Raw genomic sequence first — 24,002 nt, 5'->3', positions numbered from 1 at the left:
CGCATGGATTTCCAGCAGCGCATACTCGGCCACTTCAACGCCAGCATCGACACCAAGACCTACGCCAGCGAAGTGCTCCCCCCCTTCATCGAGGTGGCCAGCCAGATGATGGTCCAGTGCCTGGTCAACGAGGGCAAGATCCTGGCCTGCGGCAACGGCGGCAGCGCCGGCGACAGCCAGCACTTCTCCTCGGAGCTGCTCAACCGCTTCGAGCGCGAGCGCCCCAGCCTGCCGGCCCTGGCCCTGACCACCGATACCTCGACGCTGACCTCCATCGCCAACGATTACAGCTACAACGAGGTCTTCTCCAAGCAGATTCGCGCCCTGGGCCAGCCCGGCGACATCCTGCTGGCGATCTCCACCAGCGGCAATTCCGCCAACGTCATCCAGGCCATCCAGGCCGCCCATGATCGCGACATGACGGTGATCGCCCTGACCGGCCGCGACGGCGGCGACATGGCCTCGCTGCTGGGCCAGGACGACTGCGAGATCCGCGTCCCGGCGACCTCCACGGCGCGCATCCAGGAGGTCCACCTGCTGGCCATCCACTGCCTCTGCGACCTGATCGACGAGCAACTCTTCGGCACAAGCGAGTAATTCCATGACCAAGACCTCCCTGCTCCCCCCCCTGCTGCTCGGCCTGGCCCTGGCACTCGGTGGCTGCACCACCGTGACCGGCGTCACCAACCCCGGCACCATCGACGAGAACTACGGGGAACGCACCTTCGGCGCCCAGGTCGAGGACCAGAGCATCGAGACCAAGATCGCCCACAACCTGGGCCGCACCGATGCCCGCCTGAGTGATGCCCGCATCAACGTCGACAGCTTCAACGGCGTGGTGCTGCTCACCGGCCAGGTGCCCAGCGAGGAGCTCAAGAGCACGGCCGAACGGGTCGCCGGCGAGGTGCGCAACGTGCGCGAGGTGCACAACGAGCTCGCCATCGCCGCCAACCTGCCTGCCAGCCAGCGCCTCGCCGACACCTGGCTGCGCACCCGCATCAACTCCCACCTGGTGGCCAACCAGGAGATCGACTCGGGTCGCGTCCAGGTGATCACCGAGAACGACAGCGTCTACCTGATGGGCATCGTCACCCGCAGCGAGGCCGAGCGCATCGTGCGCTCCGTCGCGGGCCTCGGCGGCATGCAGCGCATCGTCAAGGTCTTCGACTACCTCGACTGAGCGTCGCCGCGTGATGCGGCATGCAACGCAAGACGGCAGGCCCATGGCCTGCCGTCTTGCGTTGCGGTGTCGATGATGGCGCGACCGACGTCCCGAGGCGCGCTACGCCGCCTGCGGTCGACGTCCACTCACTTGACGACGCGCAGGGACGGACGCCCCTTGCGCGGCCTGGCGTCGTCACCGTCGGCCTGGCCTTCATCGGCCTCGTCGCCGGCGTCGACCGTGCTCTCCACCTCGCTCAAGGGCGAGGCGTCGTCCGTCTCGTCGGCCTCGACCGGCATCACCGGCTCGTGGCCGAACACCATGCCCACGCCGTTCTCGCGGGCGTAGATGGCGATCAGCGCCTCCATGGGCACCATGATCTGCATGGGTTGTCCGCCGAAGCGGGCAGAGAAGCTGACCGCCGCGTTCTCCATGGCGAAGTCGCGGATGGCGCTCGGCGCCAGGTTCAGCACGATCTGGCCGTTCTGGACGCACTGTCGTGGCACCTCGACGCCCTCCTGCTCGGCATCGACGACGATGTAGGGCGTCAGCTCGTTGTCCAGCAGCCACTGGTACAGGGCCCTGGCCATATAGGGACGGCTCGAGTGCATAGTTGGCCCTCCTGGGGGTTACCCCCGGTCGAACCGGGGGAGAAATGCCGGGTGGATCAGGCGCGCATCTCGCGCTCGTTCTCGCTCAGCGCCGCCTTGAAGCCGTCGCGATCGAACAGCCGCTCCATGTAGTTCAGCAGCGGCTTGACCTGCTTCTCGGGCAGCTCGATGCCGAGCACCGGAAGGCGCCAGAGGATCGGCGCCAGGCAGCAGTCGACCAGCGTGAACTCGTCGCTCATGAAGTACGGCATGTCCTCGAAGATCGGCGAGATGCCGACAAGGCTCTCGCGCAGCTCCTTGCGGGCCTTCTCCACGTCCTTCTTGGCGCCGCTCTGGATCTGCTCGACCAGCGGGCACCACTCGCGCTCGATGCGGTGCATCCACAGCCGGCTCTTGGCACGGGCCACGGGATACACCGGCAACAGCGGCGGATGCGGGAAGCGCTCGTCCAGATACTCCATCATCACCTTGGACTCGTAGAGCACCAGGTCGCGATCGAGCAGCGTGGGCACGCTGTTGTAGGGATTGAGGTCGGCAAGCTCCTCCGGGCGCTGCTCGTCGCTCACCTCGACGATGTCCACGGCCACGCCCTTCTCGGCGAGCACGATGCGCACACGATGACTGAAATGGTCATCTCCCCCGGAGTAGAAGATCATCGACGACCGCTTGGCCACTACACCCATGAAACAATCCTCGCATCAGTTCGTGCCGAGATGATAACACGACCACCCCCGTCTTGAGGGCGATCGTGCGGCCCGGTATCGGGCAAAAAGCATCGGGGCGCACGGCCAGTGGCCATGCGCCCCGCAATGCACCGTCGCTGGCGGATCAGTGAATGTCGCGCCAGTACTCACGCTTGAGCAGGTAGCCGATGACACCGAAGATGAAGATGAAGATCAGCACCTTGGGTCCCAGCGACTGGGCCTGCAGCTTGGACGGCTCGCCGGCGTAGGCCAGGAAGTTGGTGAGGTCGTAGACCGCCTCCTCGAACTCCTCGGGCTCCATCTCGCCGGGCTTTGTCACCTGCAGCGTCTCGCAGGACTGGTACTTGCCGGTCAGCGGATCCAGCTCGGCCCCCGGGACCGGCTTGTCCGTGGCGGCGCAGACCTTCTCCTGCACCCCCTGCAGCGGCTCCAGCACGTTGGGCATGGCCACCAGCGGGAAGACCGCGTTGTTGACGCCGGTGGGACGCTCCGGGTCGCGGTAGAAGCTCAGCAGGTAGGTGTAGATCCAGTCGGTGCCGCGCAGGCGCGCCTCGAGGGTCAGGTCCGGCGGCGGCGCGCCGAACCAGTTCTCGGCATCGCCGCTGTCCATGGCGATGTGCATCTGGTCATTGAACTTAAGGGCGTCCGAGAAGATCAGGTTGTCCTCGACCAGTCCCTGGGGCATGTCCAGATCCTGGGCCGCGCGAGAGAAGCGCTGGTGCTCCATGGAGTGGCAGCCCATGCAGTAGTTCACGAAGAGCTTCATGCCGTTCTGCAGCGACGCCTTGTCGTCGAGGTCCGGATTCATCTCCTCGAGATGGACGCTCCCGCCGGCGGCGAACCCGACCATCGGCACCAGCGCGAAGAGCAGTGCGAACAGTTGCTTTTTCATTAGCCAGTCACCCTTTCCGGAACGGGTTTGGTCTTCTCCAGCCGGGTGTAGATCGGCATCAGCAGGAAGAAGGCGAAGTAGAGCGCGGTGCACAGCTGGGCGACCAGGGTCCGCGTCTCGGTGGTCGGCAGCACGCCGAGCACGCCGAGGATCACGAAGCTGATGGCGAACAGCAGCAGCATCACCTTGGAGATCCACCCCTTGTAGCGCATGGAGCGCACCGGGCTCTTGTCCAGCCAGGGCAGCACGAACAGGATGGCGATCGCCGCCCCCATCACGATGACGCCGAGGAACTTGGCGTCCAGGCCGAACAGCGAGAAGGTGATCGCGCGCAGCATCGCGTAGAAGGGCGTGAAGTACCACACCGGCGCGATGTGATCCGGCGTCTTCAGCGGGTTGGCCGGCTCGAAGTTCGGCTTCTCGATGAAGTAGCCGCCGCCTTCCGGGAAGTAGAAGATCACCACCGCGAAGACGAACAGGAACACGGCCACACCGACGATGTCCTTCACCGTGTAGTACGGATGGAAGGGGATGCCGTCCAGCGGCTTGCCGGTCTCGTCCTTCTTCTTCTTGATGTCGATGCCGTCGGGGTTGTTGGAGCCGACCTCGTGCAGGGCGATGATGTGCAGCACCACCAGCGCCAGGATCACGATGGGCAGGGCCACCACGTGCAGGGCGAAGAAGCGGTTCAGGGTGATGCCGGAGATCAGGAAGTCACCGCGCACCCACTGTGCCAGGTCCGGGCCGATGGCCGGAATGGCGGAGAACAGCGAGATGATGACCTGGGCGCCCCAGTAGGACATCTGGCCCCAGGGCAGCAGGTAGCCCATGAAGGCCTCGGCCATCAGCGCCAGGTAGATGGTCATGCCGAAGATCCACACCAGCTCGCGGGGCGCCTTGTAGGAGCCGTAGAGCAGGCCGCGGAACATGTGCAGGTAGACCACGACGAAGAAGGCAGAGGCCCCCGTGGAGTGCATGTAGCGGATCAGCCAGCCCCACTCCACGTCGCGCATGATGTACTCGACCGAGGCGAAGGCGCCCTCGGCGGAGGGGTTGTAGCTCATGGTCAGCCAGACGCCGGTCAGGATCTGGTTGACCAGCACCAGCAGGGCCAGCGAGCCGAAGAAGTACCAGAAGTTGAAGTTCTTCGGCGCGTAGTACTTGGACAGGTGGTCCTGCCACATCTGGGTGGCGGGGAAGCGGTCGTCGACCCAGCGCATCAGGCCGCGCTCCGCCTTGGCCTTGTTAGGATTACCCATCAGGCAGACTCCTCATCTTCGCCGACAGTGATCAGCACGTCGCTGTCGAAGCGGTAAGGTGGCACTTCGAGGTTGGTCGGCGCCGGCACGTTGGCGAACACCCGGCCCGCCAGGTCGAAGCGGGAGCCGTGGCAGGGGCAGAAGAAGCCGCCCGGCCAGTCCCCGACGTCCACGCTGCCCGGCTCCGGCCGGAACAGCGGCGAGCAGCCCAGGTGCGTGCAGATGCCGATCAGCACGCCGATCTCGGGCTTGATGGAGCGCATCGGCCCCTCCACGTAGGTCGGCTGCTGCGGCACGCTGGAGTCCGGATCCGCCAGTTCCGAGGGCTCGATGGCCTTGGTGCGCTCGATCATCTCCGGCGAACGGTTGAGGATCCACACCGGCTTGCCCCGCCATTCGACGGTCAAGCGCTGCCCGGGCTCGAGCTTCGACACGTCCGCCTGGACGGGCGCGCCCGCTGCTCTCGCCCTGGCGCTCGGCTGCCAGGAAGCTACAAAGGGGACCGCTACCCCGACGGCACCCACCGCACCCACGACGGTGGTGGCACCTACGAGGAAGCGGCGCCGACCCTTGTTTACGCCGTTATCTGCCATTTTCAGATTTCTCCCATCGACTTACCCGCTGTTCCATCACGAGCAGTGAATCCCCCGCGACCACGGATATCAAATGCGCACTATGTTAAAAAATCGCGTCGCCCCGCACAAGGAAAGGTTCCCCGCGTGCGGCGCAATCCGACGACAAATTCTTGATCCGAAACAAGAAACGCCCAGGTCGCAGGACCTGGGCGTTTTCGAGCGGCAATACGTGCGTATCAGCGCTTGGAGAACTGCGGGCGACGACGCGCCTTGCGCAGGCCGATCTTCTTACGCTCGACCTTACGGGCGTCACGGGTGACGTACCCGGCCTCGCGCAGCTGGCCGCGGAAGTCCTCGTTGTACTCCATCAGGGCACGGGTGATGCCGTGGCGGATGGCGCCGGCCTGGGCGCTGCCGCCGCCGCCCTTGACGGTGACGTAGACGTCAAACTGGCCGAGGGTCTCGGTCAGCTCGAGGGGCTGACGGACCACCATGCGGCCGGTGACGCGACCGAAGTACTGGTCCAAGTCGCGGCTGTTGACGGTGATCTTGCCGGTGCCCGGCTTCAGGAAGACGCGCGCGGTAGAGGTCTTGCGGCGCCCGGTACCGTAATACTGCTGTGTCATGGCGAAGACTCCCTCAGATGTTCAGTTCTTGCGGCTGCTGGGCAGCGTGCGGATGCTCGGTGCCGGCGTAGACCTTGAGCTTCGAGTACATGGCACGGCCCAGGGGACCCTTCGGCAGCATGCCCTTGACGGCGGACTCGATGACACGCTCCGGTGCGTGGGCGATCATCTTCTCGAAATTCATGGAGCGCAGGCCGCCCGGATAACCGGTGTGGCGGTAGTAGGTCTTGGCGTTGACCTTGTTGCCGGTGACCTTCACCTTCTCGGCATTGATCACGACGATGTAGTCGCCGGTATCGACATGCGGGGTGAACTCCGGCTTGTGCTTGCCACGCAGGCGGCGAGCGATCTCGGTGGCCAGACGACCGAGTGTCTTGTCCGCAGCGTCGACGACGAACCAGTCGCGCTGGACGGACTGCGGCTTGGCAGTGAACGTCTTCATGGGTGAATCACCATTAGGATGTATTGGGTTCTGCCGCCGGATGTCCGGCATGGAACCGTCCCTATTCTTCTTGGTTGCCCGTCCCGAGGGACGACGCAACGGTCGAGCGAGCGCGCATTCTACACGACCCGCGCCCCGAAGGGGAAGGGGCATCAGGGCTTGTGCGGCAGCGCCAGGTAGTCGTGGGACTGCATCTCCTGCAGCCGCGAGAGGGTGCGCTGGAACTCGAACTCCAGGCGCCCGTCGCGATAGAGCTCCTCGGCCGGCACCTCGGCGGACATCAGCAGCTTGACGCCGCGGTCGTAGAACTCGTCGACCATGTTGATGAAGCGCCGCGTGCGGTCGTCGGTGGCCCCGCTCATGCGGGTGACGTTGGAGACCAGCACGCTGTGGAATTCGCGCGCCAGCTCGATGTAGTCGTTCTGGCTGCGCGGCCCGTCGCAGAGCTCGCTGAACTCGAACCACACCACGTCGTCGTGCAGCCGCCGGGTGTGCAGCACCCGGTGGTTGATCTCCAGCGGCGCGCCCTCCTCGCCCTCGTGGCCGGCGATCTCGCGGAAGCTGCGGGCGAGTTCGACCTCGGCCTCGGCGTCGAGGGGGGAGTGGAAGATCTCGGCGCGCTCCAGCACGCGCAGCCGGTAGTCGACGCCCGAGTCGACGTTGACCACCTCGCAGTGGCGCTCGAGCAGGTCGATGGCCGGCAGGAAGCGCGCCCGCTGCAGGCCGTCCTTGTAGAGCTCCCCGGGGACGATGTTGGAGGTCGCCACCAGCACCACGCCGTGCTCGAAAAGCGACTCGAGCAGGTTGGCCAGGATCATCGCGTCGGTGATGTCCTTGACGAAGAATTCATCGAAGCAGATCACCCGGGCCTCGGCGGCGAACTTGGCGGCGATCAGCGAGAGCGGATTCTTCTCGCCCTTGTAGTGCTCGAGCTCGTTGTGCACCCGCTGCATGAAGCGATGGAAGTGGGTGCGCATCTTCTCGGGAAAGGGCAGCGTCTCGAAGAAGGTGTCCATCAGGTAGGTCTTGCCGCGCCCCACGCCGCCCCAGAAGTAGAGCCCGCTGACGGCCGGCAGCGCCGGCTCGTCGGACGCCTCGCGCCCGCCCCGGCCGAACAGCCCCGCCACCCGCGAGGCGAGCCCGCCGCCGCGCCTCGGCGGCGCCACCCGCGAGGGCGGGGTGGCCACCAGGTCGTCATAAAGGCGCTGCAGGTGCGCCACGGCCTGCTCCTGGGCCGGGTCATGCTGGAAGTCGGGGCGCTCGAGATCGGCTCGGTAGCGGGTCATCGGCGTCTCGGGCCGGCGCGACTCGCGGGCGGCCGCGGGGGAGTGCGTCTCGCTCATGGGGATTCCTGATCGCCTGTCCTCGGGCTTTGGCGTGAGGATTATACGCGTCCCGCCACTCATTGGCATGCACGCCCGCCCGCATTGACCCGGCACGTGGCCTCGCCTCTATAATGGAAGCCCGGCCATCAGCGGTCTCACGACGGCACCGGCGGCCGGCACGCCAAGGGCCACTGCTCCAGGGAGACGTACAACGTGGATGAGACCAACATCAGCTGGGCGCTGGCCGCCGCCTGCCTGCTGGCCGGCATCGGAATCGGGGCGCTGGGCTACCACCTGCTCAACGCCAGCGCCGGTAACACCCAACGCCTGCGCCAGCGCCTCGCCGAGCGCGAACGCACCCTGGCCGAACTCAAGGACGGCCTGGGCGACAGCCTGGAGCGCATCGGCCAGCTCGCCGAGAGCCTGCGCCGGGAGAGCCAGAGCCTCGAAGAGGAGGCCGCGACGGCCAGCACCACCCTGGGCGCCCCGTCACTGCGCCGCCAGGCCATGGTGGACGCCGCCACCCCCGCCGAGGGCGAGGCCGAGCCGTCGATGCCTCGCGACTACGCCGACGGCAACCGCGGCACCCTCTCCGAGGACTTCGGCCTCAAGCAGGGCGAGGAAGGCGCGCCCCAGCCGCCCCGCTACTGAGCGCCCCGCCCTGCCCCATCGCGCGCCCCGGCTTCTGGTCGGGGCGTCATCGTTATGAGCGTCGGATCAGGCCGGATTGTCGATGTCGACGAAGCGGTGCTCGACCCCGTACTCCGCGGCCAGCCGCGCGCCCAGCGCCTGCACCCCGTAGCGCTCGGTGGCGTGGTGGCCCGCCGCCAGGTAGTGAATGCCCATCTCCCGGGCCAGGTGGGTGGTGCGCTCGGAGATCTCCCCGGAGATGAAGGCGTCGGCGCCGGCCTCGACGGCGGTGGCGATCATGTCCTGGGCACCGCCGGTGCACCAGGCGACGCGCCGGATCTCCCCGCCGCCCGGCGCCTCGATCAGCAGCGGCTCGCGCTCCAGGCATGCGCCGACATGGCGGGCCAGCCCCGCGGCATCGAGGCCACGCGACGGCTCGCCGAGCCACACCAGCCCGTCGCCGAGCGCCCCGTCGGCGCAGCCGGTGACGGTGAAGCCCAGCCGCCGGCCGAGCTCGGCGTTGTTGCCAAGCTCGCGGTGGGCATCCAGCGGCAGGTGGTAGGCCAGCAGGTTGATGTCGTGGGCCAACAGCGTCGCCAGGCGCCGGCGCTTCATGCCGGTGATGGCGACCGGCTCGTTCTTCCAGAAGTATCCGTGGTGGACCAGCAGTAGATCCGCCTGCCAGGCCACTGCCTCGTCGAGCAGCGCCTGGCAGGCCGTCACGCCGCTCATCACCCGGGTCACCCGCTCGCGGCCGGCCACCTGCAGGCCGTTCAGGGTGTAGTCCTTGAAACGCTCGGGCTCGAGCAGGCGATCGCAGGCGGCGACCAGGTCGTCTCGGTTCGTCATGCAGCCTCCAGGCGCGGTCGGGTTGGCGATGTTACAATCCGCACAGTGTAACCAGCGGGCGGATGCCCCGCGACCCAGCATCGTCGACAAGGACTCCCGCCGCATGCGACGCACCCTGCTCCCCTACCTCTGGCCCGTGCTCATCGGCGTGCTGGGGGCCATCGTGCTGCTCAACGCCTTCCCGCAGCTGATCGGGCGCCCCGCTCCGGCCCCTGCGCCCTATGCCACTGTCCCCTATGAGGCCGCCCCGGGCGTCGCCGAGGGCGAGGGCGAGCCCCGCGACGCCCCCGAGGTGCGCCAGGCCGAGCCGCTGACGCGACAGCAGGGACCGGTGAGCTACGCCCAGGCGGTGGCGCGCGCCGCCCCGGCCGTGGTCAACATCTACTCCTCCCGGGTGGTCGAGCGGGAGGAGCACCCGCTGATGTCCGACCCCTTCTTTCGCCAGTTCTTCGGCGACGAGACGCCCCGCCGGCAGCGCATGCTGTCGAGCCTCGGCTCCGGGGTGATCGTCAGCGAGGACGGCTACGTGCTGACCAACCATCACGTGATCCGCGGCGCCGACCAGATCCAGGTCGCGCTGCGCGACGGTCGCGAGACCCTCGCCGAGGTGATCGGCACCGATCCGGAGAGCGATCTCGCCGTGCTGCGCATCGAGCTCGCCTCGCTGCCGGTGATCGAGCTGACCGACACCACCCAGATCGCCATCGGCGACGTCTCGCTGGCCATCGGCAACCCCTTCGGGGTCGGCCAGACGGTCACCATGGGCATCATCAGCGCCACCGGGCGCAGCCACCTCGGCCTGAACGCCTACGAGGACTTCATCCAGACCGATGCCGCCATCAACCCCGGCAACTCGGGCGGCGCCCTGGTCAACGCCGAGGGGGCGCTGATCGGCATCAACACCGCAATCTTCTCGCGCTCCGGCGGCTCCCAGGGGATCGGCTTCGCGATCCCCGCCAACCTGGCCCGCAGCATCCTCGAGGAGCTGGTCGTCAAGGGGCGGGTCATCCGCGGCTGGATGGGCATCGAGGCCCAGGAGCTCAATCAGGAGCTCGCCGCCTCCTTCGGCCTGAAGAACCCCATCGGCGTGGTGATCGCCGGGGTGGTGCCGGGCGGGCCCGGCGACCGCGCCGGCCTGCAGCCCGGCGACGTGCTGCTGGAGGTGGACGGCGAGCCGGTGCTGGACCCCCGCCAGACCATGAGCGACATCGCCGCGGTGGAGCCCGGCACCCGCCTGCCGCTAACCGTGGTGCGCGGCGGCGAGCGCCGCGAGGTGACCATCGAGCTGGGCGAGCGGCCGACGCCGACGGTGCGTCGCCCCGACCAGCGCTGAGCGCGCCCCGGCCGCTCGACGCGATCCACCCGCCCAAAACGCAGAGGGCCCCGCCGGATGGCGGGGCCCTCTTTACGTGCCCGCGTCTCTCGCGCCTAGGCGGCGCCTGCCCGCTCAGGGCTTGAGGCGATACTCGGCGGAGCGCGCATGGGCGGTCAGCGACTCGCCCCGCGCCAGGGTCGAGGCGATCTTGCCAAGCTCGCCGGCCCCCTCGGCGGAGCAGTGGATGATCGAGGAGCGCTTCTGGAAGTCGTAGACCCCGAGCGGCGAGGAGAAGCGCGCCGTCCCCGAGGTCGGCAGCACGTGGTTGGGGCCGGCGCAGTAGTCGCCCAGCGCCTCGGCGGTGTAGCGCCCCATGAAGATGGCCCCGGCGTGGCGCACGTCACCCAGCCAGCCCTCGGGATTGGCCACCGAGAGCTCCAGGTGCTCCGGGGCGATGCGGTTGATCAGCGTCGCCGCCTCGGCGCGGTCCCGGCAGCGGATCAGCATGCCGCGACGCGACAGCGACTCACGCACGATCTCCGCGCGCTCCAGGGTCGGCAGCAGCCGGACGATGGCGGCCTCCACCGCCGCCAGGTGCGCCTCGTCCCAGCTCACCAGGATCGCCTGGGCATCCTCGTCGTGCTCCGCCTGAGAGAAGAGGTCCATGGCCAGCCAGTCGGGGTCGGTGCCGCCATCGGAGACCACCAGGATCTCCGAGGGGCCGGCGATCATGTCGATGCCCACCTGGCCGAACACCGCGCGCTTGGCGGTGGCCACGTAGATGTTGCCCGGCCCGACGATCTTGTCGACCCGCGGCACCGTCTCGGTGCCGTAGGCCAGCGCCGCCACCGCCTGGGCGCCGCCCAGGGTAAAGACGTGATCGACGCCGGCCAGGTAGGCGGCCGCCAGCACCAGCTCGTTGAGCACGCCGTCGGGGGTCGGCACCACCATCACGATCTCGCGCACCCCGGCCACGTGGGCGGGAATGGCGTTCATCAGCACCGAGGAGGGATAGGCCGCCTTGCCCCCCGGCACGTAGATGCCGGCGCGATCCAGCGGCGTGACCTGCTGGCCGAGCACGGTGCCGTCCGCCTCGGTGTACTGCCAGGAGGCGGGCTTCTGGTGCTCGTGGTAGACCCGGATGCGCTCGGCGGCCGCCGCGAGCGCCTCGCGCTGCTGGGCCGGCAGCCCCTCGTAGGCCTCGCGCAGGCGCGGCTCGCCCAGCGTCAGCTCGGCCATGGAGGTCACGCTCAGGCGGTCGAAGCGATTGGAATACTCGACCAGCGCCGCATCGCCCCGGGCCCGCACCTCGGCGAGGATCTCGTCGACGCGCTGCTGGATCGTGGCGTCGGAGACCCCCTCCCAGGCGAGCAGGTGATCCAGGCGGGCATCGAAGTCGTCCTGCTCGGTCGACAGCCGGGCGATGTCGACGCCGGCGGTGGGGGATTCGCTCATGGCAAGGCTTCCTCTCGGATCAGGGTTCGTCGCATCGGGGCAATCACAACGGGTGCCCGCGGCGGTGCCGCGGGCCGGGCGCTACGACGCCGTCAGGGTCGCGTCGTCGCGACGCGCCGCCACGGCCTCATTGAGACGGGCGAGCAGCGGCTTGAGCCGGGCGTGCTTCATGGTCATCGCGGCCTTGTTGACCACCAGCCGGGTGCTGATCGGGGCGATCAGCTCGCGGGGCTCCATGCCGTTGGCGCGCAGGGTGTTGCCGGTATCGACGATGTCGACGATCTCGTCGGCCAGGTTCATCAGAGGGGCGAGCTCCATGGCGCCGTAGAGCTTGATCACCTCGGCCTGGATGCCCTGCTCGGCGTAGTAGCGGCGCGCCACGTTGACGAACTTGGTGGCCACCCGGCGCCGCGCCCGGGCCGGCTCGGCCCCGGTGATGCCGGCGGTCATCAGCTTGCAGCGGGCGATCTCCAGGTCGAGAGGCTCGTAGAGCCCCTCGACGCCATGCTCGAGCAGCACGTCCTTGCCCGCCACGCCCAGATCCGCCGCGCCGAGCTGCACGTAGGTCGGCACGTCGGTGGCCCGGATCACCACCAGCTTGACGTCCGGCAGGTTGGTGTCGAAGAGCAGCTTGCGGCTCTTGCCCAGGTCCTCGGCCGGGGTGATGCCGGCATCGGCCAGCAGGGGCAGGGTCTCGTCGAGAATACGGCCCTTGGAGAGGGCCAGGATCAGTTGCTTGCTCATGGGTCTCGCCTGTTGTCGGCTCAGCCGGGCACGCGTCGGATGCGGGCGCCCAGCAGCTGCAGTTTTTCCTCGATGCACTCGTAACCCCGGTCGATGTGGTAGATGCGGTCGACCAGGGTCTCGCCCTCGGCCATCATCGCCGCGATCACCAGCGAGGCCGAGGCGCGCAGGTCGGTGGCCATCACCGGCGCGCCGGAGAGCGCCTCCACGCCGGTGATCACCGCCGTGTTGCCCTCCAGGGCGATGTCGGCGCCCATGCGGTTGAGCTCCTGGACGTGCATGAAGCGGTTCTCGAAGATGGTCTCGACCACCCGGGCGGTGCCCTCGGCGACGGCGTTCATGGCCACGAACTGGGCCTGCATGTCGGTGGGAAAGGCCGGATAGGGGGCCGTGCGCAGGTTGACCGCCTTGGGCCGGCGCCCCTGCATGTCGAGCTCGATCCAGTCATCACCGTGGGTGATGGTCGCACCGGCCTCCTCGAGCTTGGCCAGCACCGCGTCGAGGATGTCGGCGCGGGTCCGGCGCACCCTGACCCGGCCACGGGAGAGCGCCGCGGCGACCAGGAAGGTGCCGGTCTCGATGCGATCCGGCATCACGTCGTGGTAGGCGCCGTGCAGGCGCTCGACGCCCTCGATGACGATGGTGTCGGTGCCGTGGCCGCGGATGTTCGCGCCCATCTTGATCAGGCACTCGGCGAGATCCACGACCTCGGGCTCCTTGGCCGCGTTCTCGAGCACCGTGGTGCCCTCGGCCAGGGTGGCCGCCATCAGCAGGTTCTCGGTGCCGGTCACGGTGACCGTATCGAAGAAGATGGTGGCGCCGTGCAGCCGGCCGTCGACCCGGGCCCGGATGTAGCCGCCCTCGACGCTGATCTCGGCACCCATGGCCTGCAGGCCGTGGATGTGCAGGTCCACCGGGCGCGAGCCGATGGCACAGCCGCCCGGCAGCGAGACGTCGGCATGGCCGAAGTGGGCCAGCAGCGGCCCGAGCACCAGGATCGAGGCGCGCATCTTCTTGACCAGCTCATAGGGCGCGTGACAGTCGGTCACCTGGGAGCCGTCGAGCTGGATGCACATCTTGTCGCCCATCACCGGCTGCACGCCCATGTGGCCGAGCAGCTCCAGGGTGGTGGTGATGTCCTGCAGGTGCGGCAGGTTGCCGATGGTCACCGGCTCGTCGGCCAGCAGGGTCGCGCAGAGGATCGGCAGGGCGGCGTTCTTGGCGCCACTGGCCCAGACCTCGCCGTCGACGGGGCCGTTGCCGGTAATGATCAGCTTGTCCATGGACGGTCGCCCTCAGGCCCCCTGCTGGTCGGTGGCGGCCTGCCACTGCTGCGGGGTGTAGGTCTTGATGCTCACCGCGTGCAGGGCCCCGGAGGCGATCTCCTCGGTCAGCGCGCCGTAGATCATCTGCTGGCGCTTGACCGGCGAGAGGCCCTCGAAGACCTCGCCGACGGCGATCACCTGAAAATTGCAGCCTTCGCCCTGGATGTGAAACTCGCAGCCGTCGAGTCGGTTCTCGAGCAGCGCCTTGACGTCACTGGGTTGCATGGAACCGGCACTCCTGTGGTTCATCGATTCGTCGCGGACACGCCCGCCGGGCCCGCAAGGGCCGGCGGGGGCGTCCCGTCATGGCAGAACATGGTAAAGAAAAGCACCGCGCTTGGCGATGGGGAGGACGCGGGCCGCCGTCAGGCGGGCTCGACGCTTACCAGGGGCAGCAGGGTGTCGAGCCCGGCGACCCGGGTCAGCCGCTCCAGCGGCGGCGAGAGGCGCACGCAGGCGACGTGCACCCCCGCCCGGCGGGCCCGGCGCGTCCACTCCAGCAGCACGCTGAGCGCCGCGCTGCTGACGCGGCCGACCCCGCTCAGGTCGAAGGTCACCTCGCTGCCCGCCGGCCGGGCCGCCAGCCAGTCGCGGCCGGCCTGGGCCAGCGCCGAGGCCACCCCGAAGCCGACCTCCCCGGTCACCGCCAGACGCCGTTCATCGGCCTCCAGGCGGGAGCCGTGCCGCTCCAGCAGCAGGCTCACGCGCTGCCGCCCTCTTCCAGCTCCTCGACGGCGAGGTCGGGCGACCAGCCGTCGATCACCGCGTCATAGTCGCGGCCGTGGTCGCGCATGGCCTGGTCGAACTGGTTGCGGAAGGTCAGCCCGAGGTTGATGCCGTTGACGATCACGTTGACCACCTTCCACTGGCCGTCGTCGAGGCGCAGCGAGTAGCTCACCGGGTAGACGGTGCCGTCGTTGGCCACCACCTCCATGGCCACGCTGGCCTGGTCCTCGTACCGCGAGGCCTGCTGGTTGTCGAGCACGCGGATCTCGCGGTAGTCGAAGGTCACCAGCCCCTTGGAGTAGGTGTCGATCAGCGTCTTGCGGAAGGTCTCGACGAAGCGCGAGCGCTGCTGCGGGGTGGCGTTGCCGAAGTAGCGGCCCATCACGCTGGCGCCGATGTAGCGGAAGTCGGCCACGTCCTCGAGGCTGTCGTCGACGATGGCCTCGAGCTCATCGAGGTGATCGGCGAAGTACGCCTCGCGCCCCTCGATGCGGGTCATCAGGTCGTCGATGCTGTCGCGGATCATCTGCTCGGGGCGCTGGTCGGTCTGGGCGGCCATCAGCGGCAGGGCCGCCAGCAGCAGGCAGAGCCCGACGAACAGGGCGCGCAGGGAAATCGTCTTCATGTCGTTACTCCTTGACCATGCTGGTCACGAACTGCTGGATGAGTTCCTCCAGCACCAGGGCCGATTGGGTGTCGCGCAGGGTGTCGCCGTCGCCGAGGGTCTCGGGGGCGCCGCCCACCGAGAGGCCGACGTACTGCTCGCCCAGCAGGCCCGCGGTGAGGATGGCGGCGGTACTGTCCTCGGGCAGCTGCCCCTCGAGCTCGCCGTCGAGCTCCATCACCACCCGCGCATCGTACCAGTCGGTATCGAGCTCGATGCTCTCGACCCGCCCCACGGTGACCCCGGCCATGGTGACCCGGGCACGCGGCTTCAGACCGCCGATATTGGCGAAGTTGGCCTCGAGCCGGAAGGTCTCGCTGGGCACGCTCAGGCTGAGTCCGCTGACGCGCAGCCCCAGGAACACCAGGCCCAGGATACCGGCCAGCATGAACAGGCCGACCCCGAGCTCCATCGTCTTGCTGCGCTTCATCCGTTTGCTCCGAACATCAGGAAAGCTCTCCGAACATCAGGGCGGTGAGCACGAAATCCAGGCCCAGGACCGCCAGAGAGGAATAGACCACCGTGCGGGTGGTGGCACGCGAGATGCCTTCCGAGGTGGGAATCAGGTCGTAGCCCTGGAAGACCGCGATCCAGGTCACCACCAGGGCGAACACCAGGCTCTTGATCAGGCCGTTGACGACGTCGTCGACGAACTCGACGCTGGCCTGCATGTTCCCCCAGTAGGAGCCCTCGAACACCCCCAGCCACTCGACGCCGACCAGCTGGCCGCCCCACACCCCCACCACGCTGAAGCCGATGGTCAGCAGCGGCAGGGCCACGAAGCCGGCCCACAGGCGCGGGGCGATAATGCGACGCAGCGGATCGACACCGATCATCTCCATGCTGGTCAGCTGCTCGGTGGCCTTCATCAGGCCGATCTCGGCGGTCAGGGCGGAGCCGGCGCGCCCGGCGAAGAGCAGCGCCGCCACCACCGGGCCCAGCTCGCGCAACAGCGACAGCGCCACCATCTGGCCCAGCGCCTGCTCGGCCCCGAAGTCGACCAGGATGGTGTAGCCCTGCAGGGCCAGCACCATGCCGATGAACAGCCCCGAGACCAGCACGATGGCCAGCGACATCACGCCGACGAAGTGCATCTGGCTGACCCACAGGCGCAGCCCCTCGCGGCTCGGCACCCCCACCGCCGACTGGCCGAGGAAGATCCCGGCGCGTCCCAGGGATTCCATCACCTCGCAGCCACGATGCCCCAGGCGGCGAATTCGCTCGATCATTGCGGCCCCCCGCTGCCCAGGATATCGGCGTGGAAGTCCATCGCCGGGTAGTGGAACGGCACCGGCCCGTCCGGCTCGCCGTGCATGAACTGACTGACCCGCGGGTCGCGATCCGCGTCGAGGCTCGCCGGAGTGCCGTGGGCCATCACCTGGCCGTCGGAGATCACGTAGACATAGTCGGCGATGCTCAGGGTCTCCTTGATGTCGTGGGAGACCACCACCGCCGTCAGCCCCAGCGCATCGTTGAGGCGCTTGATCAGCTGCACCAGCACGCCCATGGAGATCGGGTCCTGCCCCGCGAAGGGCTCGTCGTAGAGGATCAGCTCCGGGTCCAGGGCGATCGCCCGGGCCAGGGCCACGCGCCGCGCCATGCCGCCGGAGAGCTCCGAAGGCATCAGCCCGCGAGCACCGCGCAACCCCACTGCCTGGAGCTTCATCAGCACCACGTCGCGGACCATCGCCTCGGGCAGGTCGGTATGCACCCGCAGCGGGAAGGCCACGTTCTCGTAGACATCCAGGTCCGAGAACAGCGCCCCGCTCTGGAAGAGCATGCCCATCCGCCGGCGCAGGCCGAACAGGTCCCGGCGCGACAGCGCATGGACGTCCTGGCCGTCGATGCGCACGTGCCCGGCGTCGGGAGTGAGCTGGCCGCCTATCATCTTGAGCAGCGTGGTCTTGCCGGTGCCGCTGGGCCCCATGATGGCGGTGATCCGCCCTCGCGGAATGGCCAGGTCGACGCCACGGAAGATCTCCTTCTCGCCGCGGGAGAAGTGCAGGCGCTCCACCTCCACGAAGGGGGAGTCCGTCATTTCGTCAGCTTCCTTCGCAAAATCAGCGTCCTTCGCAAAATTGTCGAACATCGTATCCTAACCCTGCCCCGGCGCGCCAGCGCCCCGACGGCGCCCTTGCACCGCCGGGGCCCGCCATGTTCAATGTGCGCCCTTCATTCCCCGCTCGGATCTCGCCATGCTGGTTCCCCTGCTGATCGTGTCGCTCGGTTTCATCGGCCTGCTGTGGAGCGCAGACCGCTTCGTCGGCGCCGCCGCCGCCACCGCCTGGCGGGCCGGCATGAGCACCCTGCTGGTCGGCATGACCGTCGTCTCGCTGGGCACCTCGGCGCCGGAGATCGTGGTCTCGGTGATGGCCTCCCTGGACGGGGTGCCGGACCTCGCCGTCGGCAACGCGCTGGGCTCCAACATCGCCAACATCGGCCTGGTGCTGGGCGTGACCGCCCTGGTGGTGCCGATCCCGGTGCGCTTCTCCATCGTGCGCCGCGAACTGCCGCTGCTGCTCGGCGCCACCGGCCTCGCCGGCTATGCGCTGGCCAACGGCCATCTCGATCGCCTCGACGGCGCGCTGCTGCTGGTACTGCTGGTGTTCAGCCTGTGGTGGCTGTTTCGCGCCGACGCCCCGGACGACGAGAGCGGCGGCGAGATCCCCGGCATGCCGCTGGGCCAGGCCCTGGCCTGGCTGGTCGGCACCCTGGTGATCATGATCGTGAGCTCCCGGGCCCTGGTCTGGGGCGCCAGCGAACTGGCCCGCGGGCTCGGCGTCAGCGAGCTGATCATCGGCCTGACCGTGGTGGCCATCGGCACCAGCCTGCCGGAACTCGCCGCCTGTGTCGCCAGCGCGCTGAAGCGCCACCACGACCTGGCGATCGGCAACGTCATCGGCTCCAACCTCTTCAACATGCTGACCGTGCTGCCGGTGCCCGCCCTGCTGGCACCGGGCGCCACCGACCCCGCCGCGGCCGGCCGCGACTACCCGGTGATGCTGCTGCTGACCCTGGCACTGGGGGCGCTGCTGCTGTGGAACCGGCGCGGCCGGCTCGGGCGACTGCCCGGCGGCCTGCTGCTGCTCGGCTACCTCGGCTACCTGGCCTGGCTGGGCAACGCCGGCCTCTCCCCCGCGGCCTGACCCCTTGAGTGAAACCTTACGACGGGCAACAATCACTGCCATGACCAACGACATCCCCTCCGCGGCCGGCACCTCCCTCCTGCGCGACAGTGCCCGCCGCACCCTGGAACTGGAACAGCAGGCCGTGGCGGCCCTGGCGGAGCGCCTCGACGACGCCTTCGACCATGCCTGCCGGCTGATCCTCGCCTGCCGCGGCCGCGTGGTGGTCACCGGCATGGGCAAGTCGGGCCACATCGCCGGCAAGATCGCCGCGACGCTGGCCAGCACCGGCACCCCTGCCTTCTTCGTGCATCCCGGCGAGGCCAGCCACGGCGACCTGGGCATGATCACCCGCGGCGACGTGGTGCTGGCGCTCTCCAACTCCGGCGAGACCGCCGAGGTCACCGCCCTGCTGCCACTGCTCAAGCGCATGGGCACGCCGCTGATCAGCATGACCGGCCGCCCCGGCTCGACCCTCGCTCGCCATGCCGACGCCCACCTGGATGCCGGCGTCGAGCGCGAGGCCTGCCCGCTGGACCTGGCGCCGACCTCCTCCACCACCGCCGCCCTGGCCCTCGGCGACGCCCTGGCCGTGGCGCTGCTCGAGTCCCGCGGCTTCACCGCCGAGGATTTCGCCCTCTCCCACCCCGGCGGCAGCCTCGGCAAGCGCCTGCTGCTGCGAGTCGCCGACCTGATGCACCAGGGCCACCGGCTGCCCGCGGTGCCGCTGGGCAGCCCGCTGCGCGATGCGCTGCTGGAGATCACCCGCCAGGGGCTGGGCTTCACCTGCGTGGTGGGCGAGGACGGCCGCCTCGCCGGGGTCTACACCGACGGCGACCTGCGCCGCACCCTCGACCAGCACAGCGACCTCTCGGGGCTAACCGTCGACGACGTCATGACCCGCCCCGGCAAGCGCATCGCCCCCGACACCCTGGCCGCCGAGGCGGTCCGCCTGATGGAGGACGGGCGCATCTCGGCGCTGGCCGTGGTCGACGCCGACGGCCGCCCGATCGGCGCCCTGCACATGCACGACCTGCTCTCGAGCGGCGTCATCTGACCGCCCTCGACCACCCGCAACCGCCCGACCCTCGACCGGAGACGCCATGAGCCTCGCCCCACCCCAGCCCCACCGCCCCCTGAACGACGGCCAGCTGGTCGACCGCCTGCGCCATGTCCGCCTGCTGGCCATGGACGTCGACGGCGTGCTCACCGACGGGCGCCTCTACTTCCAGGCCGACGGCGTCGAGATCAAGGCCTTCCACACCCTCGACGGCCACGGCATCAAGCTCGTGCAGCGTGCCGGCATCGTGGTGGCGCTGATCACCGGGCGCGACTCGCCGATGGTCAGCCAGCGCGCCGCCGCGCTGGGCATCAAGCATGTCTTCCAGGGCGCCGAGAAGAAGCTCGTCGTGCTGCGCGAGCTGTGCGCCCGGCTGGACATCGGGCTCGAGCAGGTCGCCTACTGCGGCGACGACATGCCCGACGTGGCCGCCATCCGCCGGGCCGGGGTCGGCATCAGCGTGCCCGGCGCGCCGGCCTACATCCGCGACCAGGCCGACTGGGTCACCGAGGCGATGGGCGGTCACGGCGCGGTGCGCGAGATCTGCGACACCCTGCTGCAGGCCCAGGGGCACTGGGACGCCGTGCTCGACACCTACCTCCACGGCGCGAGCTGAGCCATGGGCCTGCCGCGTCCCGGCTTTCGCACCGGACTGGTGCTGCTGCTGCTCGCCCTGGGCGGCGGGCTGGCCCTGCTCGACCTGCAGGACGCGCCGTCGCCCGGCCCGGTCCCGGGCGGCGCCTCGGGCGAGCCCGACTACTACCTCGAGGACGCCCGACTGACGCGCTTCGATGCCACGGGCCAGCCCCATCAGCGCCTCGACACCCCGCGCCTGACACACACGCCCCACGACGACGTCACCCGCCTCGAGCGGCCCGACGGGCGGCTCTACGACGACTCGGGCCGGGTCTGGCTGGCCAGCGGCGACCACGGCACCCTGGGGGCGGGGGGCAACCCGCTGACCCTGACCGGCGACGCGCGCCTGCTGGCCCCGGCGGAGCGCTGGCAGCTCGACACCGAGATCCTGCACTTCGACGCCGACAGCGGCCATGCCTGGAGCGAGACCCCGGCGCTGCTGCGCCAGCCGCCCCAGCGGATGCGCGGCGAGCGCTTCGATGCCTGGATCCATGACAACCGCGCCCGACTGACCGACAATGTGCGCGGCCACCATCCGCCCGACACCCGCGAGGACCCCGAGTCATGATGCGAGCTTCCTGCGCCCCCCTGCTGACCCTCGGCGTCATCGGCCTGCTGCTTGGCAGCGCCCCGGCCCTGGCCCTCGAGGGCGATGCCAGCGCCCCGATCCAGGTCGAGGCCGACCGCCTCGACCTCGACGACCGCGCGGGCACCGCCGTCTACACCGGCGACGTGGAGATCCAGCAGGGCAGCATGCAGCTGACCGGCGCGCGGGTGGAGATCCGCCGCAACGACCAGGGCCAGCTGACCCTCGCCACCGCCACCGGCGAGCGCGCCTACATCGAGCAGAAGCCTGCCCCGGACGAGCCCCTGGTGCGAGGCTGGGGACGCACCGTGGTCTACCACGTCGCCGAGCGGCGCATCGAGCTGATCGACCGCGCCGAGCTCCACCAGGGCGGCGATACCTTCGACGGCGGCTACCTGGAATACTTCCTCGACCGGCGCGTCGTCCAAGCGCGTGCCGAGGCGCAGGGCGTCGAGGAGCGCCAGCGCGTGCGCATGACCCTCGAACCCGAACAGCAGGATGGCCCGTGATGAAGACCCTGAGGGCCGAACACCTGGCCAAGAGCTACAAGCGCCGTCGGGTGGTGCAGGACATCAGCCTCTCCATCGAGCAGGGACGCATCGTCGGCCTGCTCGGCCCCAACGGCGCCGGCAAGACCACCTCCTTCTACATGATCGTCGGCCTGGTGCGCGCCGATGCCGGCGCGGTGCATATCGACGATCGGGACCTGTCGACCGCGGCCATGCACGAGCGCGCCCGGGCCGGCATCGGCTACCTGCCCCAGGAGGCCTCGATCTTTCGCAAGCTCTCGGTGGCCGACAACATCATGGCGATCCTCGAGACCCGCCGCGACCTCGACCGCGCCGGCCGGGAGCGCCGGCTCGAGGAGCTGCTCGAGGACTTCCACGTCACCCACATCCGCGACAACCTCGGCATGAGCCTCTCCGGCGGCGAACGGCGGCGCGTGGAGATCGCCCGGGCGCTGGCCACCGAGCCCGCCTTCATCCTGCTCGACGAACCCTTCGCCGGGGTCGACCCGATCTCGGTGGGCGAGATCAAGGGCATCATCCGCCAGCTCAAGGCGCGCGACATCGGGGTGCTGATCACCGACCACAACGTGCGCGAGACCCTCGACATCTGCGACACCGCCTACATCGTCGGCGACGGCCGGATCATCGCCGAGGGGGATGCCGAGGCGATCCTCGCCAACCAGCGCGTGCGCGACGTCTACCTGGGCCAGGACTTCCGCCTCTGAGCGCCGGCTCGATCGCAAAACCCTGATATACATGTCGTTCTTTGCCGACGGCATGCCGATTGCGCATGGCACGATTGTTGCAAATTCTGCGGTTGCACCCCCCGCGCCCAGCCGCTAGGGTGGAATTTTTCGGCACGTCGAGGGAACTCCTCTCATGGCCATGAAGGCTTCCCTGCAGCTTCGCGTCGGCACCCAGCTGACCATGACCCCCCAGCTGCAGCAGGCCATCGCCTTGCTGCAGCTCTCGACCCTGGACCTGCGCCAGGAGATCCAGCAGGCGCTGGAATCCAACCCCCTGCTGGACGTCGAGGAGGAGTTCGGCGAACAGGTGGTGAGCGAGACGCCCGACGATGACTGGGCCAGCGAGATCCCCGCCGAACTCACCACCGACAGCGACTGGTCCGACACCTACCAGGACCTGGGCGGCGCGCCCGTCGGCGGCGAGGCGCCCGACTTCGAACGCCAGGCCGCGGGCCAGAGCCTCCAGGGCCACCTGGCCTGGCAGCTGGCGATGACCGACCTGGACCCGCGCCAGATGCGTATCGCCGAGAGCCTGATCGACGCCGTCAACGCCGACGGCTACCTCACCCAGCCGCTGGACGAGATCCGTGACGGCCTCAAGGCCCAGGGCCTCGCGGGGCTGCGCAGCCGGGAGGTCGAGCAGGTGCTCTTGCGCCTCCAGCAGTTCGAGCCCACCGGGGTGCTCGCCCGCGACCTGCGCGAGTGCCTGCTGCTGCAGCTCGCCACCCTGCCCGACGACACCCCGCTGCTGCCCCAGGCCCGTCGCCTGGTGCGCCAGTTCCTCGAGGCGCTGGCCGGCGACGACCGCCGCCTGCTCAAGCGCCGCCTCGGCCTCGACGACGCGGCCCTCGACACGGCGATCGGCCTGGTGCGCTCGCTGGATCCGCGCCCCGGCAGCGCCTTCGGCGAGGGCGACAGCGACTACGTGATTCCCGACCTTGTCGCCCGCCATACCCGCGAGGGGTGGCAGGTGGAGCTCAACCCCGAGGCGATGCCGCGCCTGCGCATCCAGCCGGACTATGCCGCCCTGATCCGGCGCGCCGACAAGAGCGCCGACAACCAGTTCCTCAAGGATCACCTGCAGGAGGCGCGCTGGCTGATGAAGAGCCTCGCCAGCCGCAACGACACCCTGCTGCGGGTCGGCCGCGAGATCATGGCGCGCCAGCTCGACTTCCTGGAGCACGGCGAGGAGGCCATGAAGCCGCTGATCCTGGCCGACATCGCCCAGGTCGTGGAGATGCACGAATCGACCATCTCGCGGGTCACCACCCAGAAGTTCATCCACACCCCACGCGGCATGTTCGAGCTCAAGTACTTCTTCTCGAGCCAGGTGGGCGGCGGCAGCGGCGAGGGCGACGCCCACTCCAGCACCGCCATCCGCGCCAGGATCCGCAAGCTGATCCAGGACGAGCCGCCGCGCAAGCCGCTCTCGGACAGCCGGCTGGTCGCCCTGCTCGACGAGGCCGGCATCAGCGTCGCGCGGCGCACGGTGGCGAAATATCGCGAGGGGATGGGCATCCCCTCCTCAAGCGAGCGCAAGCGCCTGCGCTGAGTGCCGTGAACGGCGCCGCGAAGCGCCCGAATGACGGCGCCCGGGGCAGGCGCAAGCGGTTGAATTGACGCCGTTCGACCCGCGTCTCACCGCCTCCGGCCGAGGGGGTATGCAGAACGCTAAAAAGGGTTACAATCGACTCACACCCCGTAAGAGCAAGGAGCGTGTCATGCAAGTCAACATCACCGGCCATCATGTGGAACTGACCGACGCACTGCGTGACTATGTGCAGGAAAAACTGACCCGCGTCGAGCGTCACTACGACAACATCACCAACGTGCAGGTCACCCTCTCCGTGGAGAAGGAACGCCAGCAGGCCGCCTGTACCCTGCATGCCGCCGGTGCCGACCTCCATGCCGAAGCCATGGAGAACGACATGTACGCCGCCATCGATGCCCTGGCCGACAAGCTCGACCGTCAGCTGGTCAAGCACAAGGAAAAGGCCCAGGCCCGCGCCCAGGGCGCCGGCGCGCGCTGACTCCGT

Annotated in this window: 30 protein-coding genes; 12 read left to right on the top strand and 18 right to left on the bottom strand. The window is 69.0% G+C overall.

The window, feature by feature from the left end; genetic code table 11:
- The first annotated feature begins 3 nt into the window (after positions 1-3).
- The gene (locus C9F13_RS13560) at positions 4-597 is read left to right on the top strand and encodes a phosphoheptose isomerase (RefSeq protein WP_071941788.1); all 594 of its coding nucleotides are present in this window, start codon (positions 4-6) and stop codon (positions 595-597) included.
- Positions 598-601: 4 nt separating this feature from the next.
- Positions 602-1,180 (top strand): BON domain-containing protein, encoded by a 579-nt coding sequence (locus C9F13_RS13555; protein ID WP_108446810.1) that lies wholly within the window; start codon positions 602-604, stop codon positions 1,178-1,180.
- Between the two features lie 128 nt (positions 1,181-1,308).
- On the opposite strand, the gene C9F13_RS13550 is transcribed toward C9F13_RS13555, so the two are convergent.
- From C9F13_RS13550 to zapE, 8 genes are all read right to left on the bottom strand, one after another.
- A complete protein-coding gene (locus C9F13_RS13550) occupies positions 1,309-1,773 on the bottom strand; it encodes a ClpXP protease specificity-enhancing factor (RefSeq protein ID WP_108446809.1) in 465 nt (154 codons plus the stop codon).
- 56 nt (positions 1,774-1,829) lie between these two features.
- A complete protein-coding gene (gene sspA / locus C9F13_RS13545; protein ID WP_108446808.1) occupies positions 1,830-2,456 on the bottom strand; it encodes a stringent starvation protein SspA in 627 nt (208 codons plus the stop codon).
- A 145-nt stretch (positions 2,457-2,601) separates the two neighbouring features.
- The gene (locus tag C9F13_RS13540; protein ID WP_108446807.1) at positions 2,602-3,369 is read right to left on the bottom strand and encodes a cytochrome c1; all 768 of its coding nucleotides are present in this window, start codon (positions 3,367-3,369) and stop codon (positions 2,602-2,604) included.
- Positions 3,369-4,628, bottom strand: a complete 1,260-nt coding sequence (locus C9F13_RS13535; protein ID WP_108446806.1) for a cytochrome b — start codon at positions 4,626-4,628, stop codon at positions 3,369-3,371. Before C9F13_RS13535 ends, C9F13_RS13540 begins: the two co-directional genes overlap by 1 nt.
- The gene (gene petA, locus C9F13_RS13530) at positions 4,628-5,221 is read right to left on the bottom strand and encodes a ubiquinol-cytochrome c reductase iron-sulfur subunit (RefSeq protein ID WP_108446805.1); all 594 of its coding nucleotides are present in this window, start codon (positions 5,219-5,221) and stop codon (positions 4,628-4,630) included. The genes C9F13_RS13535 and petA overlap by 1 nt, the downstream gene beginning before the upstream one ends.
- A 218-nt stretch (positions 5,222-5,439) precedes the next feature.
- Positions 5,440-5,829 (bottom strand): 30S ribosomal protein S9, encoded by a 390-nt coding sequence (gene rpsI, locus C9F13_RS13525; protein ID WP_108446804.1) that lies wholly within the window; start codon positions 5,827-5,829, stop codon positions 5,440-5,442.
- 13 nt (positions 5,830-5,842) lie between these two features.
- Positions 5,843-6,271, bottom strand: a complete 429-nt coding sequence (gene rplM / locus C9F13_RS13520) for a 50S ribosomal protein L13 (RefSeq protein WP_071941796.1) — start codon at positions 6,269-6,271, stop codon at positions 5,843-5,845.
- Positions 6,272-6,423: 152 nt separating this feature from the next.
- Entirely contained in the window at positions 6,424-7,614 is a 1,191-nt protein-coding gene (zapE, locus tag C9F13_RS13515) for a cell division protein ZapE (RefSeq protein WP_108446803.1), read from the bottom strand.
- Between the two features lie 195 nt (positions 7,615-7,809).
- Here zapE and C9F13_RS13510 point away from each other — a divergent pair, with 195 nt between their 5' ends.
- The gene (locus C9F13_RS13510) at positions 7,810-8,247 is read left to right on the top strand and encodes a Z-ring associated ZapG family protein (RefSeq protein WP_108446802.1); all 438 of its coding nucleotides are present in this window, start codon (positions 7,810-7,812) and stop codon (positions 8,245-8,247) included.
- Between the two features lie 66 nt (positions 8,248-8,313).
- On the opposite strand, the gene C9F13_RS13505 is transcribed toward C9F13_RS13510, so the two are convergent.
- Complete coding sequence (locus C9F13_RS13505) at positions 8,314-9,075, bottom strand: Nif3-like dinuclear metal center hexameric protein (RefSeq protein ID WP_108446801.1); 762 nt, start codon at positions 9,073-9,075, stop codon at positions 8,314-8,316.
- A gap of 103 nt (positions 9,076-9,178) precedes the next feature.
- Between C9F13_RS13505 and C9F13_RS13500 the strand changes: the two genes are divergently transcribed.
- Positions 9,179-10,408 carry a S1C family serine protease gene (locus C9F13_RS13500; RefSeq protein WP_108446800.1) on the top strand — a complete coding sequence of 410 codons (1,230 nt, stop codon included), beginning with the start codon at positions 9,179-9,181 and terminating at the stop codon, positions 10,406-10,408.
- 114 nt (positions 10,409-10,522) lie between these two features.
- On the opposite strand, the gene hisD is transcribed toward C9F13_RS13500, so the two are convergent.
- The 9 genes from hisD to C9F13_RS13455 form a co-directional block, all read right to left on the bottom strand.
- Positions 10,523-11,845 (bottom strand): histidinol dehydrogenase, encoded by a 1,323-nt coding sequence (gene hisD / locus C9F13_RS13495; RefSeq protein WP_108446799.1) that lies wholly within the window; start codon positions 11,843-11,845, stop codon positions 10,523-10,525.
- 81 nt (positions 11,846-11,926) lie between these two features.
- On the bottom strand, positions 11,927-12,589 hold the full coding sequence (gene hisG, locus C9F13_RS13490; RefSeq protein ID WP_108446798.1) for an ATP phosphoribosyltransferase: 663 nt from the start codon (positions 12,587-12,589) through the stop codon (positions 11,927-11,929).
- A 20-nt stretch (positions 12,590-12,609) separates the two neighbouring features.
- On the bottom strand, positions 12,610-13,872 hold the full coding sequence (gene murA, locus C9F13_RS13485; protein WP_108446797.1) for a UDP-N-acetylglucosamine 1-carboxyvinyltransferase: 1,263 nt from the start codon (positions 13,870-13,872) through the stop codon (positions 12,610-12,612).
- Positions 13,873-13,884: 12 nt separating this feature from the next.
- Positions 13,885-14,139, bottom strand: coding sequence for a BolA family protein (locus tag C9F13_RS13480; protein ID WP_245781416.1), 255 nt, complete (start codon positions 14,137-14,139; stop codon positions 13,885-13,887).
- Between the two features lie 140 nt (positions 14,140-14,279).
- Complete coding sequence (locus C9F13_RS13475) at positions 14,280-14,618, bottom strand: STAS domain-containing protein (protein ID WP_108446796.1); 339 nt, start codon at positions 14,616-14,618, stop codon at positions 14,280-14,282.
- Positions 14,615-15,265, bottom strand: a complete 651-nt coding sequence (locus C9F13_RS13470; protein ID WP_108446795.1) for an MlaC/ttg2D family ABC transporter substrate-binding protein — start codon at positions 15,263-15,265, stop codon at positions 14,615-14,617. Before C9F13_RS13470 ends, C9F13_RS13475 begins: the two co-directional genes overlap by 4 nt.
- Positions 15,266-15,269: 4 nt before the next feature.
- Positions 15,270-15,734, bottom strand: coding sequence for an outer membrane lipid asymmetry maintenance protein MlaD (mlaD, locus tag C9F13_RS13465; protein ID WP_108446794.1), 465 nt, complete (start codon positions 15,732-15,734; stop codon positions 15,270-15,272).
- 16 nt (positions 15,735-15,750) lie between these two features.
- Positions 15,751-16,533 (bottom strand): lipid asymmetry maintenance ABC transporter permease subunit MlaE, encoded by a 783-nt coding sequence (gene mlaE, locus C9F13_RS13460; protein WP_089846059.1) that lies wholly within the window; start codon positions 16,531-16,533, stop codon positions 15,751-15,753.
- Positions 16,530-17,342: an ABC transporter ATP-binding protein gene (locus tag C9F13_RS13455; protein ID WP_108446793.1), complete on the bottom strand. Its 813-nt coding sequence runs from the start codon at positions 17,340-17,342 to the stop codon at positions 16,530-16,532. Before C9F13_RS13455 ends, mlaE begins: the two co-directional genes overlap by 4 nt.
- A gap of 157 nt (positions 17,343-17,499) precedes the next feature.
- Here C9F13_RS13455 and C9F13_RS13450 point away from each other — a divergent pair, with 157 nt between their 5' ends.
- From C9F13_RS13450 to hpf, 8 genes are all read left to right on the top strand, one after another.
- Positions 17,500-18,450, top strand: a complete 951-nt coding sequence (locus C9F13_RS13450; RefSeq protein ID WP_108446792.1) for a calcium/sodium antiporter — start codon at positions 17,500-17,502, stop codon at positions 18,448-18,450.
- Between the two features lie 40 nt (positions 18,451-18,490).
- On the top strand, positions 18,491-19,486 hold the full coding sequence (locus C9F13_RS13445; RefSeq protein WP_108446791.1) for a KpsF/GutQ family sugar-phosphate isomerase: 996 nt from the start codon (positions 18,491-18,493) through the stop codon (positions 19,484-19,486).
- Positions 19,487-19,532: 46 nt separating this feature from the next.
- Complete coding sequence (locus C9F13_RS13440) at positions 19,533-20,105, top strand: KdsC family phosphatase (protein ID WP_108446790.1); 573 nt, start codon at positions 19,533-19,535, stop codon at positions 20,103-20,105.
- 3 nt (positions 20,106-20,108) lie between these two features.
- A complete protein-coding gene (gene lptC, locus C9F13_RS13435) occupies positions 20,109-20,693 on the top strand; it encodes an LPS export ABC transporter periplasmic protein LptC (protein WP_108446789.1) in 585 nt (194 codons plus the stop codon).
- The gene (lptA, locus tag C9F13_RS13430; RefSeq protein ID WP_425432891.1) at positions 20,693-21,220 is read left to right on the top strand and encodes a lipopolysaccharide transport periplasmic protein LptA; all 528 of its coding nucleotides are present in this window, start codon (positions 20,693-20,695) and stop codon (positions 21,218-21,220) included. Before lptC ends, lptA begins: the two co-directional genes overlap by 1 nt.
- The gene (gene lptB / locus C9F13_RS13425) at positions 21,220-21,945 is read left to right on the top strand and encodes an LPS export ABC transporter ATP-binding protein (protein WP_108446787.1); all 726 of its coding nucleotides are present in this window, start codon (positions 21,220-21,222) and stop codon (positions 21,943-21,945) included. Before lptA ends, lptB begins: the two co-directional genes overlap by 1 nt.
- 154 nt (positions 21,946-22,099) lie before the next feature.
- Positions 22,100-23,518: an RNA polymerase factor sigma-54 gene (locus C9F13_RS13420; RefSeq protein WP_108446786.1), complete on the top strand. Its 1,419-nt coding sequence runs from the start codon at positions 22,100-22,102 to the stop codon at positions 23,516-23,518.
- Between the two features lie 169 nt (positions 23,519-23,687).
- Positions 23,688-23,996, top strand: coding sequence for a ribosome hibernation-promoting factor, HPF/YfiA family (gene hpf, locus C9F13_RS13415; RefSeq protein WP_089846043.1), 309 nt, complete (start codon positions 23,688-23,690; stop codon positions 23,994-23,996).
- The last annotated feature ends 6 nt before the right edge of the window (positions 23,997-24,002 follow it).

The sequence above is a fragment of the Halomonas denitrificans genome (assembly GCF_003056305.1).
GTDB lineage: Bacteria > Pseudomonadota > Gammaproteobacteria > Pseudomonadales > Halomonadaceae > Halomonas > Halomonas denitrificans.
The sequence above is the reverse complement of the archived record's forward strand: the minus strand, read 5'-3'. Positions and strand labels throughout refer to the sequence as shown.

Excerpts from the sequence above, each read along its gene's own strand:
- C9F13_RS13445 (WP_108446791.1), top strand. The coding sequence starts at position 18,491 with ATGACCAACGACATCCCCTCCGCGGCCGGCACCTCCCTCCTGCGCGAC.
- C9F13_RS13470 (WP_108446795.1), bottom strand. The coding sequence starts at position 15,265 with ATGAAGACGATTTCCCTGCGCGCCCTGTTCGTCGGGCTCTGCCTGCTG.
- C9F13_RS13535 (WP_108446806.1), bottom strand. The coding sequence starts at position 4,628 with ATGGGTAATCCTAACAAGGCCAAGGCGGAGCGCGGCCTGATGCGCTGG.
- hisG (WP_108446798.1), bottom strand. The coding sequence starts at position 12,589 with ATGAGCAAGCAACTGATCCTGGCCCTCTCCAAGGGCCGTATTCTCGAC.
- C9F13_RS13550 (WP_108446809.1), bottom strand. The coding sequence starts at position 1,773 with ATGCACTCGAGCCGTCCCTATATGGCCAGGGCCCTGTACCAGTGGCTG.
- rpsI (WP_108446804.1), bottom strand. The coding sequence starts at position 5,829 with ATGACACAGCAGTATTACGGTACCGGGCGCCGCAAGACCTCTACCGCG.
- C9F13_RS13555 (WP_108446810.1), top strand. The coding sequence starts at position 602 with ATGACCAAGACCTCCCTGCTCCCCCCCCTGCTGCTCGGCCTGGCCCTG.
- lptA (WP_425432891.1), top strand. The coding sequence starts at position 20,693 with ATGCGAGCTTCCTGCGCCCCCCTGCTGACCCTCGGCGTCATCGGCCTG.
- C9F13_RS13560 (WP_071941788.1), top strand. The coding sequence starts at position 4 with ATGGATTTCCAGCAGCGCATACTCGGCCACTTCAACGCCAGCATCGAC.
- hisD (WP_108446799.1), bottom strand. The coding sequence starts at position 11,845 with ATGAGCGAATCCCCCACCGCCGGCGTCGACATCGCCCGGCTGTCGACC.
- mlaD (WP_108446794.1), bottom strand. The coding sequence starts at position 15,734 with ATGAAGCGCAGCAAGACGATGGAGCTCGGGGTCGGCCTGTTCATGCTG.
- lptC (WP_108446789.1), top strand. The coding sequence starts at position 20,109 with ATGGGCCTGCCGCGTCCCGGCTTTCGCACCGGACTGGTGCTGCTGCTG.
- C9F13_RS13420 (WP_108446786.1), top strand. The coding sequence starts at position 22,100 with ATGGCCATGAAGGCTTCCCTGCAGCTTCGCGTCGGCACCCAGCTGACC.
- C9F13_RS13540 (WP_108446807.1), bottom strand. The coding sequence starts at position 3,369 with ATGAAAAAGCAACTGTTCGCACTGCTCTTCGCGCTGGTGCCGATGGTC.
- sspA (WP_108446808.1), bottom strand. The coding sequence starts at position 2,456 with ATGGGTGTAGTGGCCAAGCGGTCGTCGATGATCTTCTACTCCGGGGGA.
- zapE (WP_108446803.1), bottom strand. The coding sequence starts at position 7,614 with ATGAGCGAGACGCACTCCCCCGCGGCCGCCCGCGAGTCGCGCCGGCCC.
- murA (WP_108446797.1), bottom strand. The coding sequence starts at position 13,872 with ATGGACAAGCTGATCATTACCGGCAACGGCCCCGTCGACGGCGAGGTC.
- C9F13_RS13505 (WP_108446801.1), bottom strand. The coding sequence starts at position 9,075 with ATGACGAACCGAGACGACCTGGTCGCCGCCTGCGATCGCCTGCTCGAG.
- rplM (WP_071941796.1), bottom strand. The coding sequence starts at position 6,271 with ATGAAGACGTTCACTGCCAAGCCGCAGTCCGTCCAGCGCGACTGGTTC.
- C9F13_RS13440 (WP_108446790.1), top strand. The coding sequence starts at position 19,533 with ATGAGCCTCGCCCCACCCCAGCCCCACCGCCCCCTGAACGACGGCCAG.
- hpf (WP_089846043.1), top strand. The coding sequence starts at position 23,688 with ATGCAAGTCAACATCACCGGCCATCATGTGGAACTGACCGACGCACTG.
- C9F13_RS13450 (WP_108446792.1), top strand. The coding sequence starts at position 17,500 with ATGCTGGTTCCCCTGCTGATCGTGTCGCTCGGTTTCATCGGCCTGCTG.
- C9F13_RS13480 (WP_245781416.1), bottom strand. The coding sequence starts at position 14,139 with ATGCAACCCAGTGACGTCAAGGCGCTGCTCGAGAACCGACTCGACGGC.
- C9F13_RS13455 (WP_108446793.1), bottom strand. The coding sequence starts at position 17,342 with ATGACGGACTCCCCCTTCGTGGAGGTGGAGCGCCTGCACTTCTCCCGC.
- C9F13_RS13500 (WP_108446800.1), top strand. The coding sequence starts at position 9,179 with ATGCGACGCACCCTGCTCCCCTACCTCTGGCCCGTGCTCATCGGCGTG.
- mlaE (WP_089846059.1), bottom strand. The coding sequence starts at position 16,533 with ATGATCGAGCGAATTCGCCGCCTGGGGCATCGTGGCTGCGAGGTGATG.
- petA (WP_108446805.1), bottom strand. The coding sequence starts at position 5,221 with ATGGCAGATAACGGCGTAAACAAGGGTCGGCGCCGCTTCCTCGTAGGT.
- lptB (WP_108446787.1), top strand. The coding sequence starts at position 21,220 with ATGAAGACCCTGAGGGCCGAACACCTGGCCAAGAGCTACAAGCGCCGT.